Raw genomic sequence first — 19,047 nt, forward strand, 5'->3', positions numbered from 1 at the left:
GCCTGTCAAGACGATACACATTGTCCGTTGGGGCTGATTGACTTCGGCGCTTTTACCCGTCACTTGACCGTAGGTCGTCGATGGCTCCGGGGGATCGATATGGCGGACCAGGCTCACCCGGCGGCGCCGCATCATCTGCCGTCGTTCATAACCGCTCCGGGCGGCACGGATGTCCTGATGGTCGTCGCGGCGATCATTCTGCTCGCTGCCGTGCTCGGTGTCGGCCTGCTCTTTCTGCGCCTCCACACCTTGCCGGAGCGCATGGCGCACAAATCGCACAAGCTGCAGTTCGAGATTGTCGCCGTGCTCGGTTTGCTCGCCTTGTTCACGCATGTGCATATGTTCTGGGTGATCGGCCTGCTGCTCGCTCTGATCGACGTCCCCGACTTCACGGGCTTGTTCGGCCGCATGGCCGGCTCGCTCGAGAAGATTGCCGGCATCGCGCCCGGCCGAGGCGGCGATGCGGCGTCCGACGTGGAGCATGGCATCGCCCCGCCTGAGAGTGAGCCGCCGTCTGCGCCAGTCGTGGCTGCTGCCCCGGCCGGCCGGCACTGAGGAGGGGGCGATGCTCGAACTGCTCGTCTGCGCGCTCTTCACTATCGTCCCCGATTACCTCTATCGCCGCTATGGCCAGGGCAAACGGCTGGGCAAGGAGATCACGCTCTATTCGGTCTGGTTCGAATTGCGCTGGGGCATCGTCACCTGCGTGATGCTGACGGTCGGGCTGATCACGGTGATCTTCTACAACCACCCCTCGACGACATCAGCGACAGTGTTCTTCCGCAGCGTCCCCATCATCTCCGAGACGAACGGCCGGGTCGCGCAGGTTCACGTCGGCACGAGTGAGAAGGTGGAACAGGGCGCGCCGATCTTCACGCTCGACAGCACCAGCCAGCGAGCGGCGGTCGAAACGGCGCGACGCAAGCTCGCGGAGGTCGAGGCCGAACTGGTGGTCGCAAAGGCCGATATCCTGACCTTCGACGGCAAGATCCAGGAAGCCAGGAGCTCGCTGCAGCAGGCCTTGGACGAACTGCAGACGAAGCGCGAACTGAGGCGGCGCAACGACGACATCGTCGCAACCCGTGAGATCGAGAAACTCGAGAACCTCACTGCCGGGCGCGAGGCAGCGCTTGCGGCGACGATGGCATCGCAGGTGGCTGCCCAGACGAAGATCTCGACCCTGCTTCCGGCCGAGCGCGCCAGCGCCGAGGCCGCGCTGGCGCAGGCCGAGGTCGAGCTGAGCAAGACCGTGGTGCGGGCCGGCTTCAACGGGCACATCGAGCAGTTCACGCTGCGGCCCGGCGACATCGTCAACCCGTTCATGCGCCCGGCTGGCGTGATCATCCCGGAAGAGGCTGGCCGTGGCCGGCTTCAGGCCGGTTTCGGGCAGATCGAGGCGCAGGTGATGAAGGTCGGCATGGTCGCCGAAGTCACCTGCATCTCGAAGCCCTGGACGGTGATCCCGATGGTGGTGACCGGTGTGCAGGACTTCATCGCTGCCGGTCAGGTCCGCAGCGGCGACCAGCTGATCGACGCTCAGCAGGTGGTGCGGCCGGGAACGATCCTGACCTATATGGAGCCGCTCTATCCGGGCGGGCTCGACGGCGTGACGCCTGGGTCGAGCTGCATCGCCAACGCCTACAGCAACAATCACGACATCATCGCCGACAAGAACACCGGTACACTACGCCGGATCGCCCTGCACGCGGTGGACGCCGTGGGGCTGGTGCACGCAATTCTGCTGCGCATCCAGGCGCTGGTGCTGCCGATCAAGACGCTGGTCTTCAGCGGGCACTGAGCTCGGCGGACGGGGCTCCTGGTCCTGGGCAGGTCAGCGGCGTCGCTCCGGCCGACGAGATATGGCCTGCCGGGGCGGTGTCTGCTGGCTGGCCGTCGTCCCCGATCGAAATGCTTCGATATTGGCCGAGCCATCGCGTATTGCCGCACCCATGCCGCCGTCATGCATCATCTTGTAGTTCTCGAGCTGGGCGTCATGGATGCAGCCATCCATCCGGTTGCAGGCGGCAGCGGGGCCGGCCGACAGGCTTGCGGACAAGGCGATGATGGCCAAGGCGGCGAATGCGCCGGCGGTGACCCGTGGGATCATCGGCGTTCTCCACGGTCGTCTGGCGTTGCGATCTATTTCCGGCCCTTCTTCTTGTATTGGGCATAGAACTGGTCGGCCATGCTGCGCAGGGCCCGGCCGATATTGGCGTATTCGTACTCGTTGAGATTGGCGAGCGAGGCGCGGCCCGCGGGCTGCTTGGTGCCGAAGCCGCGCCCCGGCAGCAGCACGATCCCGGTCTCGTCGGCGATGCGGAACAGGAAGTCGCCAGCGGCTGAACGGTCCAGGACCCATTTGGCGAAGTCGTCGCCATAGAGCTTGCGGGCGATCTCCTCAAGGTCGAGCAGGGTGTAGTAATCGACGGCATTCGGGTCGCTATCCTGTTCGATGCCGAGCTCGCGATAGAGCGCGGCCTCGCGCCGGCGAATCAGCTTCTTCAGCTCGGCCTTGTAGCTGTCGCTCTCGTCCATCAGCGCGAACAGCGAGAACAGCACCATCTGGACCTGCTGCGGGGTCGAGAGGCCGGCGGTGTGGTTGAGCGCCACCGCCCGGCTATCGGCGACGATGCGGTCGATGAAGCGCAGCGAGCGCACATCGGGCAGGAGCGAGCCATAGCGGTGGTCGAGGCCCTTCTTGGCCTTTTCGGGCAGGGCCTCGAGCGCATTGTCGAAGACGTTCTGCTTGTGCGTGGCGATCACGCCGAGGCGCCAGCCGGTGGCGCCGAAGTATTTCGAGAACGAGTAGACCAGCATGGTGTTCTGCGGGCAGGTCGCGAACAGCGAGCGGAACTCGTCGGCGAAGGTGCCGTAGACATCGTCGGTCAGGATGAACAGGTCCGGCCGGTGCTCCCTGACGATCGCGGCGACGCGGTCGAGGCTGCGATCGTCCATCTTCACGGAGGGCGGGTTGCTCGGGTTGACGCAGAAGAAGATCTTGACCGCCGGGTCCTTGAGCTTGTCGAGCTCCTCGTCAGGGAACTGCCAGCCTTTGGCGGGATCGGCGTTGATCGCGACCTCGACGAGACCGTATTCGTCGAGCTCGGGGATCTCGATATAGGGCGTGAACACCGGCAGGCCGATCGCGACCTTGTCGCCGCGCTTGAGCAGCCCGTTCTGCTTCAGCGTGTTGAAGATATAAGCCATCGCCGCCGTGCCGCCCTCGACGGCGAAGAGGTCGATGCTGCCGGCCGGCAGGAAGCCGCCGATCATCTCCTTGACGATGTACTGCTTGACGATCTCCTCGCTGATCCGAAGCATCCGCGGCGGCACGGGATAATTGCTGCCGAGTATGCCCTCGACCATCTCGTGCAGGAAGTCGGAAGGGGGCAGTCCGAGTTGGTCGCGGACATAGCTCAGGGCCCGGCCGAGGAAGAGGACGCCGGGCTGGTCGCGATGCTCGGCCGTGAAGCGCTCGAACCGGCCCTCGATGCCCTCGATCTTCGGCAGGCCGCCGACGCCGTTCTCCATGTAGGAATAGGAGAGCTCGGCCTCGGCCACGGCGAACAGGCCGAGCCGGAAGAAGGCGCGGCGGGGCAGGGTGGCCAGGAAATTGGGATTGCCGCGGCCGGCATTGAGCATCGTGCGGTTCGCCTTGCCGGCGGCCAATTTGATCAGCTCGTCCTTGAGCTCAAACGGGCTGAGCTTGGCGTATTTCGAGTAGTCGGTGGCCATGGCAAACTCCGATCGGTTCAGGCGAAGGCGACGACGAGCGGTCCGAGCAGGGTCAGGAAGACGTTGGCGAGGGCATAGGTGATGGCGAAGGGCGTGGTCGGAATCGAGTTCCCGGCCTTGTCCAGGATCTCGCCGAAGGCCGGGTTGGCGCTGCGCGAGCCGGACAGCGCGCCGGCGAAGATCGCGGTGTTGTCGTAGCGCAGGACATAGCGGCCGAAGACCATGGTGATCAGCAGCGGCAGCAGCGTCACCACGACGCCGATCAGGAAGATCGACAGGCCCTTGTCGGCGATCGTGCTGACGGCCTGGAGGCCAGATTGCAGGCCGACCACCGCCACGAAGCCGGCGAGGCCGAGATCGCGCAGCAGCGTCGAGGCGGCGGTCGGCATGTTGCCGAGGGTCATGTTGCGGCTGCGATACCAGCCGAAGGCGAGGCCCGAGAGCAGGGCGCCGCCGCCGCTGCCGAGCGTCAGCGGGATGTCGCCGAACCGGACCACGACGAGGCCGATGAGCAGGCCGACGACCAGGCCGAAACCGTGGAAGACGAAATCGGTCTTGTCGCTCGGGATGATGATGCTGCCGACCTGCCGCGCCACACGCTGCACGTCATCGGCCGTGCCGTAGAGCGTGGCGACGTCTCCCGGCTCGATCACAGTCCCGCTCTCCAGTGGCAACGGAGTGCCGGCCCGCTTGACCGCGACCACGTAGACGCCGTGGCGCAGATCCGCGGCGGTCGAGGTACGGATCTCTGCGACGGTGCGCTTGACGAACTCGGCCGCGGTGATCGCGACGTCGCGTGTCACGACGACGACATCCATGCCTTCCGAGGATTCGAGCTCAGGGCCGAGCTGCTGCGACAGGCCGACCACGCCCGAGCGGCGCCCGACCAAGAGGATGATGTCCCCGGCCTGGAGCTTGAGCGACGGCTCCGTGCCGATCAGCGCGCCGGCGCGCTTGATACGCTCGATGCTGATCGGCTGGGCGCTGGCGCCTTCGATCTCGGCGACGCTGCGGCCGGCCGCAGCGTCGATGCGATAGATGCGCCCGACCAGATCGGGCGTCGCCGCATATTCGCCGACGCCATAGCTGCGCGCTCCGGCCAGAAGCTCGGCTTCGGCCTTGATCGCGTCATCGCGGATGCTCCGGCGCATGAACCAGGGCAGGATGTTGACGCAGACGATGATCGCGCCGAACGAGCCGAAGATATAGGTAACCGCGTAGCCGATCGCGACATTGGCCTGGAGGCGCTGGGTCTCGTCGGCGGCGAGGCCGAGCTTGCCGATCGCGGCGCCGGCTGTGCCGATGATCGCCGACTGGGTCAGGCCGCCCGCCGCGATCCCGGCCGCCAGCCCCTTGTCGAGGCCGAACATGCGCGCCAGCACGACGACGGTGATCAGGCCGCTGACGGCCAGGACCGTCGCCATCGCGATCTCGCGCAGCGACTGGCGACCGAGCGAGCGGAAGAATTGCGGCCCGCTCTCATAGCCGACGGCATAGATGAAGAGAGCGAAGAGGACGGATTTGATGCCGTTGTCGATGGAGACGCCGACCTGGCTGATGATCACCGCGGCCAGAAGCGAGCCGGCGACGCCACCGAGCTGGAATTTGCCGAACTGGAACTTGCCGATCCAGTAGCCGACGGCCAGCGACAGGAAGAGCGCGATCTCGGGCGATTGGGCGAACAGGGCGTGCAGCCAGGACATAAGCGCTTCCCACGCAGCGAAGTCTGCGGAAACCAACTCGTCTGCTTGCTGTTATTGACTTAAATTATAATCTCTTTGATTGTACCGATGTATACTAAGCAACCGAAGCGGGTATTGTCCAGCATGGTCGTCTGCTGAACGTCGCCGTGCTGCAGCGTCAGGCGCAGCCGGTGGCTGTCAGCAGAGTACTATAGGTTCAGAGCACCTTAATTTTAGAGCACGTCGCGCACGCGTACCAGCGTCGAGTCCATGTGCTTGCCGATCACGGCCGCCAGCGCTTCGCCGTCGCGCTTCAGTAGCGCCTCGATCATCTCTTCGTGCTCGGCCACAGCGCCGGCCCATTTATCCGGGCCTTCGTTGCCGATGAAGCGCAGGCGCTTGATCCTCGCCTGCAAGGTGCCGTGCATCTCGACCAGCACGCCGTTGCCTGAGGCGGCGACGATGGCGCTGTGGATCGCCTGGTTGAGCTTGAAGTATTCGAGGCGGGTCCGGGAGCGGTAGAGCTCCATCATCTCGTCGTGCAGCGCCTTGATCGCGGCAATGGTCGCATCGCTCGCCTGCGCGCAGGTCATCCGGCCGCCGAGCTGCTCCAGCGTCTTCAGCACTTCGAGTATTTGCAGGAGGTCGTGCGCCGAGAACTTGCGCACGATCGCGCCCTTGGCCGGCTGGATCTCGACCAGCCCCTCGCTCGCCAGCGTCTTGATCGCCTCGCGTAGGGGGGTGCGGGAGACGCCTAGCTGCGCACCGACGGCCCCTTCATTGATGCGCTGCCCGGGGGCGAGTCGTCCTTCGATGATCATGTCGCGCAGCCGCTCCAGCACCTCTTCGTGCAAGGTGCGGCGCGTGATGCGCGGATAGAGCTCCTGCGCCTCGCTGGACATGCCGGCCTCGTTCGTCATCGCGGCTCTCCTTTGTCTTCTGTACGGCATGGCGCTTTCGCGCTGTCAACGCGACCGGCCCCGCTCCGACAGTGACCTCCCGACCGGAAGCGACCTCCGCTGTGGACAGGCGAGGTCGCAGCCTGACTCGCGGCAGAGTAGTGCCATTTGGTTATGCTGCATACAGCATACTTGCTTTCGTCATCCGCACCATGATAGGCCGAAGGCAAGCAGCCGGCTTGAAGCCGGCCTCGGGAGGACGAGATGGACACGAACGTTTCCTTGCCGGTGATCGCGGTCGCGATGGGCGACCCCTCCGGCATCAGCCCTGAACTCACCGCTCGTATCCTGGCCGAACCCGATCTGAGCAAGGCTGCCCGCTATATCGTCTTCGGCGATTATCGTCTGTTCCAGCTTGGCGCCGACGATGCCGGCCTCACTCCCGATCTCCACGTCATTATGGAGAGCGATGCGATTCCGGCCGACGCCGGTAAGCCGGTCTTCGTCGACCTGAAGAACCACGATCCGGCCGATCTCCAGCGCGGCAAGGCGACTCTCGCCGGCGGTAAGGCCGCGACCGACAATTTCCGCCGCGCGCTGCGCCTTGCGGCCTCCGGCCAGGCCGATGCGGTGTTCTTCACGCCTTTCAACAAGGCGGCGATGCGCTTCGCCTATCCCGGCTATGACGACGAGATTCGTTTCGTGCGCGACGCGATCGATTTCGAGGGGCCGGCCAGCGAATTCAACGTGCTGGAGAAGCTCTGGAACGCCCGCGTCACCTCGCACATCCCGCTTTCCGAGGTGGCGCAGAACATCACCCAGGAGCGCATCCTGCGCGCCCTCGACCTTGCCGATAAGAACCTGCGCGCCGCCGGCTTCAACCCGCCGCGCATCGCCGTCGCCGGTATCAATCCCCATGCCGGCGATGGCGGCAATTTCGGCCGCGACGAGATCGAGACGATCGAGCCGGCGGTGAAGGCGGCGAAGGCCAAGGGCTATGTGGTGGAGGGGCCGTTCCCGTCCGACACGGTGTTCCTGCGCGCCAAGAACGGCGATTTCGACGCGGTGCTGACGATGTATCACGACCAGGGCCAGATCGCGATGAAGCTGATGGGCTTCGATCGCGGCGTCACCCTGATCGGCGGCTTCCCGTTCCCGATCTGCACCCCGGCTCATGGCACGGCCTATGAGATCGCCGGCAAGGGCATCGCCAATCTTGGCGCGACCCGTGCGGCGCTGTCGCTCGCAATCAAGATGGCGGGCGAGGGCAGGGCGGCACGCAAGGCCGCCTGACAGAAAATCCCGGCGCAGCGGCCGCAAAGAGCCGCGCCAGTTCCAACGATCATCCAGGGAGAAACAGCATGAAACGTTTCTGTATTGCGGCCAGCGCCGCGCTCGCTTCCGTCATCGCCGCGGTGGTTCCGGCCGCGGCCTGGCAGCCGACCAAGCCGATCGAATTCGTGGTGACCTCGGGTCCCGGTGGTGGCACCGACAATTTCGCCCGCATCGTCCAGTCGATCATCACCAAGCACAAGCTGGTCGAGCAGCCGGTCGTCGTGCTCAACAAGGGCGGCGGCAGCGGCGCCGAGGGCTATATCTACGGCAAGGGCGCCAAGGGTGATGCCCACAAGGTCGTCTTCGGGACCAACAACGCCTATCTGCTGCCCTATGTCGCCAAGCTCGGTTACAAGCTCTCCGACCTGACCCCGGTCTCGGCGCTGGCGCTCGACGAGTTCCTGATCTGGGTCAAGGGCGATGCCCCCTATGCCGACGCCAAGGCCTATGTCGAGGCGGCCAAGGCCAAGCCGGGCAGCCTCAAGATGGCGGGCAGCCAGTCCAAGGACACCGACCAGACGCTGACCGCGATGATCCAGGAGGCGACCGGCGCCAAGTGGATTTACGTTCCCTTCCAGGGCGGTGGCGCGGCGGCGACCCAGCTTGCCGGCGGCCATGTCGATTCCAACACCAACAATCCGAACGAGAACATCGGCCAGTGGAAGGCCGGCCAGGTGAAGCCGCTCTGCGTCTTCTCGCCGGTGCGCCTCGCCAAGAGCGACCCGATCCATGACGGCAAGGGCTGGGGCGACATCCCGACCTGCAAGGAAGCTGGCCTGCCGCTCGAATCCTTCCAGATGCCGCGCACCGTCTGGCTGCCGGCCGAGGTGCCCGCCGATGCGGTCGCCTTCTATGCCGACGTGATGGAGAAGGTCAGCAAGACCCCGGAATGGGCCGAGTTCATCGCCCGCACCGCGCAGACCGCCCGCTTCATGAAGGGCAAGGAGTTCACCGACTTCGTCGCCAAGGACGAGGCCGCCAACGCCAAGGTCTTCAAGAACGAAGGCTGGGTCGTAAACTGACCTCGTCAATCTCCGGTCATCCCGGACAAGCGGCGAAGCCGCGCTGATCCGGGATCCATGCCAGAACCGTTCCGGCATGGGTCCCGGGTCTCCCTTCGGTCGCCCGGGACGACATGGTCGGGCTGGGCGTTCGACGTTTGCAGGAGGAAAGCCGATGATCAGCCGTTTCCAGGCCGAGATCGCGACCGCGCTGGCGACACTCGCCTTCGGCCTCGTCATCGTGGGCGGCGCCCGCGAGTTCGGCATCGGCTGGGATTCCTCCGGCCCGCAGCCCGGCGCGTTCCCGTTCTATTGCGGCCTGCTTATCGCGCTCGCCAGCACGGGCACGATCGCAACGACGATCGGCCGACGCATGGGCGGCTCGGCGGCGCTCGCCGGCATTGTCCTCGACAGGGAGCAGGGCAAGCGGGTGCTCGCCTTCTTCCTGCCGATGCTCGCCTTCGTCGTGCTCAGCGTCACGCTCGGCATGTATGTCGCGATGCTGCTCTATCTCGTCTTCGCGATGCGCTTCCAGGGCCGCTATGGCTGGCTGCCCTCGCTCGCGACGGCCTTCGGCACCGCCGCCTTCTTCTATCTCGGCCTCGAGAAATTCGCCCAGGTCGGCCTGCTCAAGGGGCCGGTCGAGGCGATGCTCGGCCTCTGACGCAGCGAGCCGGAGCCATCCCATGGAAAACTTCGCCTCGCTCCTCCACGGTTTCCAGATCGCGCTGACGACCCATCACGTCGCGCTGATGATGGCCGGCGTGCTGCTCGGCATCCTTGTCGGCGTCCTGCCGGGCCTTGGCGCGCCGAACGGCGTCTCGCTGATGCTGCCGCTGACCTTCTCGATGGACCCGGTCTCGGCGATCATCCTGTTGACCTCGCTCTATTGGGGCGCGCTCTTCGGCGGCTCGACCACCTCGATCCTGTTCAACATCCCCGGCGAGCCTTCCTCGGTCGCGACCACCTTCGATGGCCACCCGATGGCCAAGCAGGGCAGGGCGACCGAAGCGCTCTCCTTCGCCTTCCTCTCGGCCGGCATCGGCGCCATGGCCGGCGTCATCCTGATCACGCTGCTTTCGGGCTGGGTCGCGCGCTTCGCGCTGAAATTCTCCTCGCCGGAGTATTTCGCTGTTTATTTCATGACCTTCGCCAGCTTCGTCGGCCTCGGCGGCGCCTCGCCGCTGAAGACGATCGTCTCGATGGCGATGGGCTTCGCCTTCGCCTCGATCGGCATGGACTCGGTCTCGGGCAATATCCGCCTGACCTATGAGTTCGATGTGCTGCTCGCCGGCGTGAGTTTCCTGATCGCGGTGATCGGCCTGTTCGGCATCGGCGAACTGCTGCAAACCATGGAGGAGGGGCTGCGCTTCGAGGGGGTGAAGGCCAAAGTCAGCCCGCGCGACGTGCTCGCCACGGCCTTGAAGCTGCCGCGCTACTGGCTGGCGCTGCTGCGCTCCAGCATCATCGGCATCTGGATGGGCATCACGCCTGGCGGCCCGACCGCGGCCTCCTTCATGAGCTACGCCATGGCCAAGCGCTCCTCGCGCAATCCGGAGAAATTCGGCAAGGGCGAGCCCGAGGGCGTGATCTCGCCCGAGACGGCCGACCATGCCGCCGGCTCATCGGCCATGTTGCCGATGCTGGCGCTCGGCATTCCGGGTTCGGCGACGGCAGCGGTGATGATGGGCGGGCTGATGATCTGGGGCCTCAACCCCGGCCCGATGCTCTTCGTCGAGCGCCCCGATTTCGTCTGGGGACTGATCGCCTCGATGTATCTCGGCAATGTCGTCGCGGTCATCGTCGTGCTTGCAACGGTGCCGCTCTTCGCCTCGATCCTGCGCATCCCCTTCTCGATCATCGGCCCCGCGATCGTCGTGGTCTGCTTCATCGGCGCCTATACCGTCGGCAACAAGCAGGTCGACATCTGGCTGGCGCTGGCCTTCGGCATCGTCGGCTATCTGTTCAAGAAGCTCGACTATCCGATCGCGCCGCTCGTGCTCGCCATGGTCATCGGCGACAAGGCGGAGGACGCTTTCCGCCAGTCGATGATCTTCAGCCAGGGCTCGCTCTCGATCTTCTGGTCCAACCCGCTGGTGTCGAGCCTGATGGCGATCGCTCTCGCGCTGCTGCTCTTCCCGCTGATCGGCTCGACCCGGCGCGGCATCCGCAAGCTGGTGACGGCGCGGGCGGCCAAGGCGTAATTTCTACGAGCGCGCCGCCGATCTCGAATCGTGACCACTGCCGGCTTGGCCGGTTTCCAGAAAGCAGCGAGACAGCAAGCCATGAGCGAACCCTACAAGGGCATCATCCCGATCGCGCCGACGATCTTCCATGAGAACGGCGACCTTGATCAGGAGGGCAACCGCCGGGTCATGGACCTGATGGTCGATCAGGGTGTCGACGGCATCTGCATCCTCGCCAATTTCTCCGAGCAGTTCCTGCTGACCGATGCCGAGCGCGACGAGGTCATGCGGCTTTCGATCGAGCAGGTTGCGGGCCGCGTGCCGGTCTGCGTCACCACCTCGCATTTCTCGACCCGCATCGCGGCGCAGCGCGCCAAGGCGGCGGCCGACGCCGGCGCCGGGATGCTGATGATGATGCCGCCCTATCACGGCGCGCTGCTCAAGGCCGACGAGCAGGGCATGATCGAGCACTTCAAGATCGTGGCGGATGCAGCGGGGATTCCGATCATCCTCCAAGATGCGCCGCTTTCCGGCGTGACCATGACCGTGCCCTTTATGATCAGGCTCAACAAGGAGGTGCCGCTCGTCCGCTACTTCAAGATCGAGGTTCCCGGCACGGCCGGCAAGCTGCGCTCGCTGATCGAGGCCGGCGGCGATGCGATCGTCGGCCCCTTCGACGGCGAGGAGGCGATCACGCTGATGGCCGATCTCGACGCCGGCGCCACCGGCACGATGACCTCGGCGATGATCCCCGATTTGATCAAGCCGATCCTGGCGGCCCATGCCGCCGGCGACCGCAGAGAGGCGGCGGCGCTCTATGCGCGCGTTCTGCCGATCATCAACTACGAGAACCGGCAATGCGGCCTGCGCTCGGCCAAGGCGGTGATGAAGGCCGGCGGCGTGATCAAGTCGGACGCCGTCCGCCATCCGCTGACGCCGCTGCATCCGCAGACGCGCGAAGGCTTGCTCGAGCTCGCACGCGAACTCGATCCGCTGGCCCTGCGCTGGGGGAAGTAACCCAGGCGCTGATGCTGCCCGTCCCTAAAGGCGGGCAGCGTCGATCAATAGGCTCCGATGCCGCCGGAGGGTGGCGGCATGTTGCCTCTTCGATCTTTGGTGATGAACTCCGGCGTCACCAGAAGCATCCGGGACAGCCATGAGCTGTAGGCAGCTAGCAACTCTATGACGGCACGCATAAGACGCCTCCACGATTGCAGGGGCGATCCTAGCATAAAAAAGCGCTGTTTGCCGGCAAATTCTGCAGGTCAGGCCTTCGTCCAGACCGCGAGTTCATAGCCGTCAGGGTCGGCGAAGTGGAAGCGTCGGCCGCCGGGGAAATCGAAGGCCGGCTTGACGATCCGGCCGCCGGCAGCCTCGATGCTGTTCTGCATGGCCGCAAGGTCATCTGCGTAGAGGATCACCAGCGGGCGCCGGGCCTCACCGTGCCGATCGTGGTGAAGCCGCCTTCGAGGCGGCCGTCTGAGAAGGCGCAGTAGTCCGGACCGTACTCGGTCATCGTCCAGCCGAAGGCCTGCTCGTAGAAGCCTCGGGCGCGCGGGATGTCGGCGACGACGAATTCGACATAGTCGATGCGGCGGTCGTTGCTTGCAGCGGGCACGAACATTCTCCTTGTGGTCTTCCGGCATCATGGCGTTGGCGCGGTCGGCTCGTGGCAGCAATGACAGAGGGTGTGCCGTGTATCGCGACCAACCGGATTTTTCATTTCTTCGGAGTGTCGAGAGCACGAATCTCCATGCAATCCTGTGATGCGCCACGTAACGAAATCGCGTTGGCATGCTCTTTCTGCACGCCCTATCGTGCAGACACACGTTTCTCGCTCCGGAGCCCGTCATGACCGCAACCGCCAGGCGCGGCTACGCGCCGGAGATCATCGTCGCTGCCGGCTGCCTGATCGCGCTGATCAGCTTCGGCCCGCGCGCCAGCGCCGGCTTGTTCCAGATCCCGATGACCTCGCAATATGGTTGGGGCCGCGACATCTTCAGCCTGGCGCTGGCGATCCAGAACCTGCTCTGGGGCCTGGGCGCGCCATTCGCCGGTGCGCTCGCCGACCGGTTCGGCATGGTGCGGGTGCTTTGTGTCGGCGCGCTGCTCTATGCTGCCGGCCTCGTGATGATGGCCTATGCCTCGACGCCGATGCAGCTCCATCTCGGCGCCGGCGTGCTGATCGGCTTCGGCCTTTCCGCCTGCTCCTTCAATCTGATCCTCGCGGCCTTCGGCAAGTTGCTGCCCGAGCAATGGCGCCCGCTCGCCTTCGGCGCCGGTACCGCGGCCGGCTCCTTCGGCCAGTTCCTGTTCCCGCCGATCGGCAACATCCTGATCGAGACACTGGGCTGGCAGCAGGCGCTGATCGTCTTCGCCTTCACCCTGCTGCCGGTGATCCCGCTCTCGGTGATGCTGGCGACGCGCAGTACGAGCCAGCCGACGGCAGCGCCCGGTGCGGTTGCCGCGCCGAACCAGAGCATCGCGCAGGCTCTGGCCGAGGCCTTCAGGCATCGGTCCTATGTCCTGCTCGTGCTCGGCTTCTTCACCTGTGGCTTCCAGCTCGCCTTCATCACCGTTCACATGCCTGCCTATCTCAAGGATACCGGCCTGCCGGCCTGGGTCGGCGGCTGGACGCTGGCCGCGATCGGCCTCGCCAATGCGGTGGGGTCGCTCGGCTCCGGCTGGCTGACGGCACGCATGCCCAAGCGCCATCTGCTCGCCTGGATCTATTTCGGTCGCGCCGTCGCCATCGCCGCCTTCATCATGCTGCCGCCGAGCCCGACGACCGCGATCGCCTTCGGCATCGTCATCGGCGTGTTCTGGCTCTCTACCGTGCCGCCGACTTCGGCGCTGGTCATGCTGATGTTTGGCACCAAGTACATGGCGATGCTGTACGGCTTCGCCTTCTTCTCGCATCAGGTCGGCGGCTTCCTCGGCGTGCTGCTCGGCGGCATCCTCTATGAGCAGTTCGGCTCCTACACCATCGTCTGGTGGCTCTCGGTCGCGCTCGGCGTCGCCTCGGCGCTGATCAACCTGCCGATCGTCGAGAAGCCGGTGGCGCGCGCCCTCCCGCAGCCCGCCTGACCAAAGATGCACGGTCGCCGCCCTTGCAGGCGGCGGCCGGGCGCGTCACTCCTAGGGAAAGTTCGATAGCTTCCCGGGAGTGAGTTCATGTCGACCTTCAAGGCCCTCATCGCCAACAAGGGCGAAGCCGGCACCAGCGTCGCCTTCGGCGAGTTCGCCGAGGCCGACCTGATGGAGGGCGACGTCACCGTCCGCGTCACCCATTCGACGCTGAACTACAAGGACGGCCTCGCCATCACCGGCCGCGCCCCGGTGGTGCGGCGCTGGCCGATGATCCCCGGCATCGATTTCGCCGGCCGGGTCGAGACCTCCGACCATCCCAATTTCAAGCCCGGCGATCTCGTCATCCTCAATGGCTGGGGCACGGGCGAGACGCATCTGGGCGCCTATGCCCAGAAGAGCCGGGTCAAGGGCGACTGGCTGGTGCCGCTGCCCGACGGCATGACGCCGGCCGAAGCGATGGCGATCGGTACCGCCGGCTACACCGCCATGCTCAGCCTGCTCGCTTTGGAGCGCTACGGCGTGAAGCCCGACGACGGTCCGGTCGTCGTCACCGGCGCGGCCGGCGGCGTCGGCTCGGTCGCGACCGCGCTGCTCGCCAAGGCGGGCTGGCATGTGATCGCCTCGACCGGCCGGGCCGAGGAGGCTGATTACCTCAAGGGTCTCGGCGCCGCCGAGATCATCGACCGCAATGAGCTCTCCGGCCCCGGCCGTCCGCTCGGCAAGGAACGCTGGATTGCCGGCGTCGATGCGGTCGGCTCGCACACGCTCGCCAATGTGCTGTCGATGACCAAGTACGGCGGAGCGGTCGCCGCCTGCGGCCTGGCGCAGGGCATGGACCTGCCGGCCTCGGTCGCGCCCTTCATCCTGCGCGGCGTCGCGCTGCTCGGCATCGATTCGGTGATGTGCCCGAAGCCGCGCCGGCTCGAAGCCTGGCGCCGCCTCGCCTGCGATCTCGACCGCGACAAGCTGGCTGCGATGACCACGACGATCCCACTGGAGGATGTCGTCGAGACCGGCCGCGCCTTGCTCGACGGCAAGGTGAGGGGGCGGGTGGTCGTCGAGATCGGCTGAAACCGGAAGACGTCATTCTCGGGCGGAGCGAAGCACCGGCCCGAGAATCTCATGACGAGAAGGCACGAGACGGAACCTCTTCCGGTCCGGGATGCTCGGTTCAAGCCCGAGCAAGACGTGCTCATCTACCCCGCACCTTCCAGCAGCGCCTTCCGCTTGGCCAGCTCGCCGCCGACGAAATCCATGAATGCGCGCACGCGTGGCGCGTGCCGGATGTCGGGATGGGTCAGGATCCACAGGCCGGTGGAGAAATCAGGGTCCGGCGGCAGCAGGCGGACGAGGCCCGGCCGCTGGTCGGCGATGAAGCAGGGCAAAGGCCCGATGCCCATCCCCTGCTCGACGGCTTCCGTCAGCCCCAGCACGGCCGAGGAGCGCAGTGCGATCCGCTCGGCCGGGACATGGTCGCGGACATAGCGGGCGGCCTTGACATAGCCGAGCGGGTCGCCGAGCGCGACCCAGTCGCGCCGGAACAGCAGCTTTGGCTCATGCGACTCGGCCTCGGTCGCCGGCGCATCGGCGCGGGCGTAGACGGCCCAGTTCAGATTGGCGAGGCGACGGCCGACCAGCGTCTCGCCGGGTGAATCGCTGGCGCGGATGGCTACGTCGGCATCGCGGCGCGAGAGGTTCAGCGTCTGGCTGGCGATGACGACGTCGAGCCGGATCAGCGGATGCGTCGCCCGGAACGCGGCGAAGATCGGCAACAGCACATGCAAATAGAGCGTGTCGGTCGTGGTAATACGCAAGTCGCCGGAGGGCGCGAGATCGCGCCCCGCGAGTCGTCGTCCGAAGGCGGTGACGTCGTCGTCGATGCGCGAGGCCAGCGTCGTCATCTCCTCGCCGGCCGAGGTCGCAACGTAGCCGGTCTTGCGTCGCTCGAAGAGGGCGTGGCCGAGCTGCTCCTCGATCTGTCCGAGCCGGCGGAACACCGTCGAATGATTGACGTTGAGCGCCGCGGCCGCGCCGGTCAGCCCGCCGGCATCGGCGATCGCCTTGATCAGGCGGAAATCATCCCAGGCGAGCTTGGACGTCGACAACGCGCATTCTCCGGCAACTCTGCGCGCAGCATTGCCAGATCTTGCGGATTTGCAAGCGTATGCTTGGCCAGGCTGCCTGGTTCAGCGCGGGGCGGCGGCGCGGCGCAAGCGGTCGTTGATCGCTTCGCCGAGGCCATGCATGGGGATCGGCGCGACTGCGATCGTCGCCGGGCGTTGATCGTCAAGATGGCGCATCGCGGCGAAGAGATTGGCGGCGGCCTCGGTCAGGTCGCCTGACGGACTCAGGTTGAAGGCGAGCGCGGGCAGGCCGCCATCCGGCTCCGGACCGAAGCCGAGCCAGGCTTCGCCCGGTCGCGGCGCCTCCGCATCCAGCCTGACCGCGGCCCGCGGCGCGTAGTGCGAGGCGAGTAGGCCTGGCGCGAGCGGGGCCGTACCGCCTTCCTCGACGATGACGAGGGCCTGCCCGATCGCAGCCTCCAGCGCCGCGCGCGGTACGCCGCCCGGCCGCAGCAGGCGCGGCGCGCCGCCGAGGCAGGCGACGATGCTGGATTCGACCCCCACCGCCGTCGGCCCGGCATCGAGCACGGCGTCGATGCGGCCGTCGAGATCAACGAGGACGTGTTCGGCCTGGGTCGGGCTGACCCGGCCTGAGCGATTGGCCGAGGGCGCTGCGATCGGTCGGCCAGCGGCCTGCAGCACCGCATGTGCCACCGGATGCGACGGCACCCGCAGCGCGACGCTGTCGAGCCCGGCGCGGGCGAGGCTGCAGACTGTGCAGGAGTTCGAAGCTGGTACGACCAAAGTCAGCGGGCCCGGCCAGAACGCCTTCGCCAGCGCCAGGGCCGGCGCGTCGAACAGGCCCTGTCGGCGGGCCGCCTCCACATCCGGCAGATGCGAGATCAGCGGGTTGAAGCTCGGCCGTTCCTTGGCGGCATAGATCGAGGCGACGGCGCGGTCGTCGCTGGCATCGGCGGCGAGCCCGTAGACCGTCTCTGTCGGCAGCGCGACCAGCTTGCCGGCGCGCAGCAGCTCCGCGGCGGCGGCGATGCCGGCCTCGTCGGCGGAAAAGCGCTTGGTCTGGCGAGGTCCTGTCACGGTCGCTCTTGAAAGTTCATATGTAAACTATAACAATGCCGACGCGGCATGCGCGAAGCTGCGCGAGCTTGCACGTGGCGGCGGGCATAGTTCGTCGCTAGCATCGCCGTCAACGCAACGAGACGAATGCCCCGCCATGCTGCGCGGGCGCCGAGGGAGGTAAGCGATGTCGTACCGTGCTCCGGTCGAGGATATCCTGGCGACGATGCGCCATGTCGCCGGGCTCGACGCCCTGATCTCCGAGGGGCTCGCGCCGGAGCTCGCCGACGGCGTCACCGAGGCGGTGCTGGAGGAAGCCGCGAAGTTCGCTGGCGATGTCCTCGCGCCCTTGAATGTTATTGGCGACCGCGTCGGCTCCAAGCTCAAGGATGGCACTGTGGTCACGCCGCCGGGCTGGAAGGAAGTCTATCACGCCTGGGCGCAAGGCGGCTGGAACGCGCTGCCGGGGCCAGAGGCCTATGGCGGCCAGGCCCTGCCAACCTTGGTGCAGTCGGCCTGCACCGAGATGTGGAACTCGGCCGCCTTCGCCTTCGCGCTCGGCCCGCTGCTGACGGTCGGCGCGATCGAGGCGCTGCATGCCCACGGCTCCGACTATCTCAAGGAGACCTATCTCGCCAAGCTCGTCTCCGGCGAGTGGATGGGCACGATGAACCTGACCGAGCCGCAGGCCGGTTCGGACCTCAATGCGCTGCGCTCCAAGGCCGAGCGCGCCGGCGACGGCACCTATCGCATCAGCGGCCAAAAAATCTTCATCACCTATGGCGATCACGAGATGACGGACAACATCGTCCATCTCGTCCTCGCCCGCCTGCCCGACGCTCCTCCCGGCACGCGCGGCATCTCGCTCTTCCTCGTGCCGAAATTCCTGGTCAATGCCGACGGCTCGCTCGGCGCGCGCAACGATGTCCGCTGCACCGGCGTCGAGCATAAGCTCGGCATCCATGCCTCGCCGACCTGCGCGATGAGCTATGGTGACGAGGGCGGCGCGATCGGCTGGCTGATCGGCGAGGAGAACCGCGGCCTCGCCTGCATGTTCACGATGATGAACAATGCCCGCCTCAACGTCGCGGTGCAGGGCGTCGCCATCGCCGAACGCGCCTATCAGCAGGCGCTCGCCTTCGCGCAGGAGCGCAAGCAGGGCACCGCGCTCGATGCGCCCAAGGGCGCAGCCATGAGCCCGATCATCGTCCATCCCGATATTCGCCGCATGCTGATGGAGATGCGCGCCAAGACGCAGGCTGCGCGCACGCTTTCGCTGCTGCTGGCGGCGAACCTCGACCGCTCGCATCGCGAGCCCGACGAGGCCAGGCGCAAGGCCGCGGCCGAGAGGGCAGCGATCATCACGCCGGTCGCCAAGGCCTATGCCACCGATATCGGCGTCGAGGTCGCCTCGACCGGCGTCCAGATCCATGGCGGCATGGGCTATGTCGAGGAGACCGGCGCGGCGCAGCATCTGCGCGATGCCCGCATCGCCACGATCTACGAGGGCACCAACGGCATCCAGGCGATCGACCTCGTGCTGCGCAAGCTGCCGCTCTCCAATGGCGATGCGGTCAAGGCGCTGATCGGCGAGATGCGCGGCGTCGTGGCGCAGGTGCGCGAGGCCAATACGCCGGGCTTCGGCCACAGCGCGGCGCGGCTCGGCGCCGCCGTCGACTCGCTCGAACGGGCGACCGAATGGATGCTGGCGACGATGGGCATCGACCAGGCGAGCGCGCTCGCGGGCGCGACGCCCTATCTCAAGCTGTTCGCGCTCGCCCAGGGCGGCACCGGCCTTGCCAAGAAGGCGCTGGCGCTGCAGGGCGAGGATCAGGGTGCCGCGGCGCTCGCCACAGCCCGCTTCTATGCCGAGCACCATGTCGGCGAGGCCACCGCGCTGGAGCTGGCGGTGACGGAAGGCGCCGGCGCGGTCGAGGATTCGGCTGCGGTCTTCGCGGCGTGACGCTGTCCGCCGCGCC

General features: G+C 66.5%; 16 protein-coding genes and 1 pseudogene. 10 read left to right on the forward strand and 7 right to left on the reverse strand.

Annotated features, from left to right (window positions below; translation table 11 throughout):
- The first annotated feature begins 99 nt into the window (after positions 1 to 99).
- Both BMZ69_RS18700 and BMZ69_RS18705 read left to right on the forward strand, forming a co-directional pair.
- Entirely contained in the window at positions 100 to 555 is a 456-nt protein-coding gene (locus BMZ69_RS18700; RefSeq protein ID WP_092159355.1) for a hypothetical protein, read from the forward strand.
- A 10-nt stretch (positions 556 to 565) separates the two neighbouring features.
- Positions 566 to 1,798 carry an HlyD family secretion protein gene (locus BMZ69_RS18705; protein ID WP_092159357.1) on the forward strand — a complete coding sequence of 411 codons (1,233 nt, stop codon included), beginning with the start codon at positions 566 to 568 and terminating at the stop codon, positions 1,796 to 1,798.
- Between the two features lie 33 nt (positions 1,799 to 1,831).
- On the opposite strand, the gene BMZ69_RS18710 is transcribed toward BMZ69_RS18705, so the two are convergent.
- The 4 genes from BMZ69_RS18710 to BMZ69_RS18725 form a co-directional block, all read right to left on the reverse strand.
- Positions 1,832 to 2,071 (reverse strand): hypothetical protein, encoded by a 240-nt coding sequence (locus tag BMZ69_RS18710; RefSeq protein ID WP_175506864.1) that lies wholly within the window; start codon positions 2,069 to 2,071, stop codon positions 1,832 to 1,834.
- Positions 2,072 to 2,139: 68 nt separating this feature from the next.
- On the reverse strand, positions 2,140 to 3,735 hold the full coding sequence (locus tag BMZ69_RS18715) for a bifunctional aspartate transaminase/aspartate 4-decarboxylase (RefSeq protein WP_092159361.1): 1,596 nt from the start codon (positions 3,733 to 3,735) through the stop codon (positions 2,140 to 2,142).
- A gap of 17 nt (positions 3,736 to 3,752) precedes the next feature.
- Positions 3,753 to 5,438, reverse strand: coding sequence for an aspartate-alanine antiporter (aspT, locus tag BMZ69_RS18720; protein ID WP_092159363.1), 1,686 nt, complete (start codon positions 5,436 to 5,438; stop codon positions 3,753 to 3,755).
- Positions 5,439 to 5,650: 212 nt separating this feature from the next.
- Positions 5,651 to 6,319: a GntR family transcriptional regulator gene (locus BMZ69_RS18725; protein WP_092159437.1), complete on the reverse strand. Its 669-nt coding sequence runs from the start codon at positions 6,317 to 6,319 to the stop codon at positions 5,651 to 5,653.
- A gap of 261 nt (positions 6,320 to 6,580) precedes the next feature.
- Here BMZ69_RS18725 and BMZ69_RS18730 point away from each other — a divergent pair, with 261 nt between their 5' ends.
- From BMZ69_RS18730 to BMZ69_RS18750, 5 genes are all read left to right on the forward strand, one after another.
- Positions 6,581 to 7,609: a 4-hydroxythreonine-4-phosphate dehydrogenase PdxA gene (locus BMZ69_RS18730; protein ID WP_092159365.1), complete on the forward strand. Its 1,029-nt coding sequence runs from the start codon at positions 6,581 to 6,583 to the stop codon at positions 7,607 to 7,609.
- 68 nt (positions 7,610 to 7,677) lie between these two features.
- Positions 7,678 to 8,673, forward strand: coding sequence for a Bug family tripartite tricarboxylate transporter substrate binding protein (locus tag BMZ69_RS18735; RefSeq protein ID WP_092159367.1), 996 nt, complete (start codon positions 7,678 to 7,680; stop codon positions 8,671 to 8,673).
- Between the two features lie 154 nt (positions 8,674 to 8,827).
- Positions 8,828 to 9,316, forward strand: a complete 489-nt coding sequence (locus tag BMZ69_RS18740; RefSeq protein ID WP_092159369.1) for a tripartite tricarboxylate transporter TctB family protein — start codon at positions 8,828 to 8,830, stop codon at positions 9,314 to 9,316.
- Between the two features lie 22 nt (positions 9,317 to 9,338).
- Positions 9,339 to 10,856 carry a tripartite tricarboxylate transporter permease gene (locus BMZ69_RS18745; protein ID WP_092159371.1) on the forward strand — a complete coding sequence of 506 codons (1,518 nt, stop codon included), beginning with the start codon at positions 9,339 to 9,341 and terminating at the stop codon, positions 10,854 to 10,856.
- A gap of 81 nt (positions 10,857 to 10,937) precedes the next feature.
- Positions 10,938 to 11,855: a dihydrodipicolinate synthase family protein gene (locus tag BMZ69_RS18750; RefSeq protein ID WP_092159379.1), complete on the forward strand. Its 918-nt coding sequence runs from the start codon at positions 10,938 to 10,940 to the stop codon at positions 11,853 to 11,855.
- A 248-nt stretch (positions 11,856 to 12,103) separates the two neighbouring features.
- Here BMZ69_RS18750 and BMZ69_RS18755 read toward each other — a convergent pair.
- Positions 12,104 to 12,462, reverse strand: a pseudogene (locus tag BMZ69_RS18755) (VOC family protein).
- Positions 12,463 to 12,689: 227 nt separating this feature from the next.
- On the opposite strand from BMZ69_RS18755, the gene BMZ69_RS18760 reads away from it, so the two are divergent.
- Together BMZ69_RS18760 and BMZ69_RS18765 are read left to right on the forward strand one after the other, a co-directional pair.
- Positions 12,690 to 13,925, forward strand: a complete 1,236-nt coding sequence (locus BMZ69_RS18760) for an MFS transporter (RefSeq protein ID WP_092159380.1) — start codon at positions 12,690 to 12,692, stop codon at positions 13,923 to 13,925.
- 87 nt (positions 13,926 to 14,012) lie between these two features.
- Positions 14,013 to 14,999 carry an acrylyl-CoA reductase (NADPH) gene (locus BMZ69_RS18765; RefSeq protein ID WP_092159381.1) on the forward strand — a complete coding sequence of 329 codons (987 nt, stop codon included), beginning with the start codon at positions 14,013 to 14,015 and terminating at the stop codon, positions 14,997 to 14,999.
- A 125-nt stretch (positions 15,000 to 15,124) separates the two neighbouring features.
- Here the strand turns inward: BMZ69_RS18765 and BMZ69_RS18770 are convergent, their stop codons facing one another.
- On the reverse strand, positions 15,125 to 16,033 hold the full coding sequence (locus BMZ69_RS18770; protein WP_092159382.1) for a LysR family transcriptional regulator: 909 nt from the start codon (positions 16,031 to 16,033) through the stop codon (positions 15,125 to 15,127).
- Positions 16,034 to 16,114: 81 nt separating this feature from the next.
- A complete protein-coding gene (locus BMZ69_RS18775; protein ID WP_092159383.1) occupies positions 16,115 to 17,089 on the reverse strand; it encodes an L-threonylcarbamoyladenylate synthase in 975 nt (324 codons plus the stop codon).
- Between the two features lie 166 nt (positions 17,090 to 17,255).
- Here BMZ69_RS18775 and BMZ69_RS18780 point away from each other — a divergent pair, with 166 nt between their 5' ends.
- Complete coding sequence (locus BMZ69_RS18780) at positions 17,256 to 19,031, forward strand: acyl-CoA dehydrogenase (protein WP_092159385.1); 1,776 nt, start codon at positions 17,256 to 17,258, stop codon at positions 19,029 to 19,031.
- Positions 19,032 to 19,047: the final 16 nt, after the last annotated feature.

The sequence above is a fragment of the Allobosea sp. CRIB-10 genome (assembly GCF_900112185.1).
Classification (GTDB): domain Bacteria; phylum Pseudomonadota; class Alphaproteobacteria; order Rhizobiales; family Beijerinckiaceae; genus Allobosea.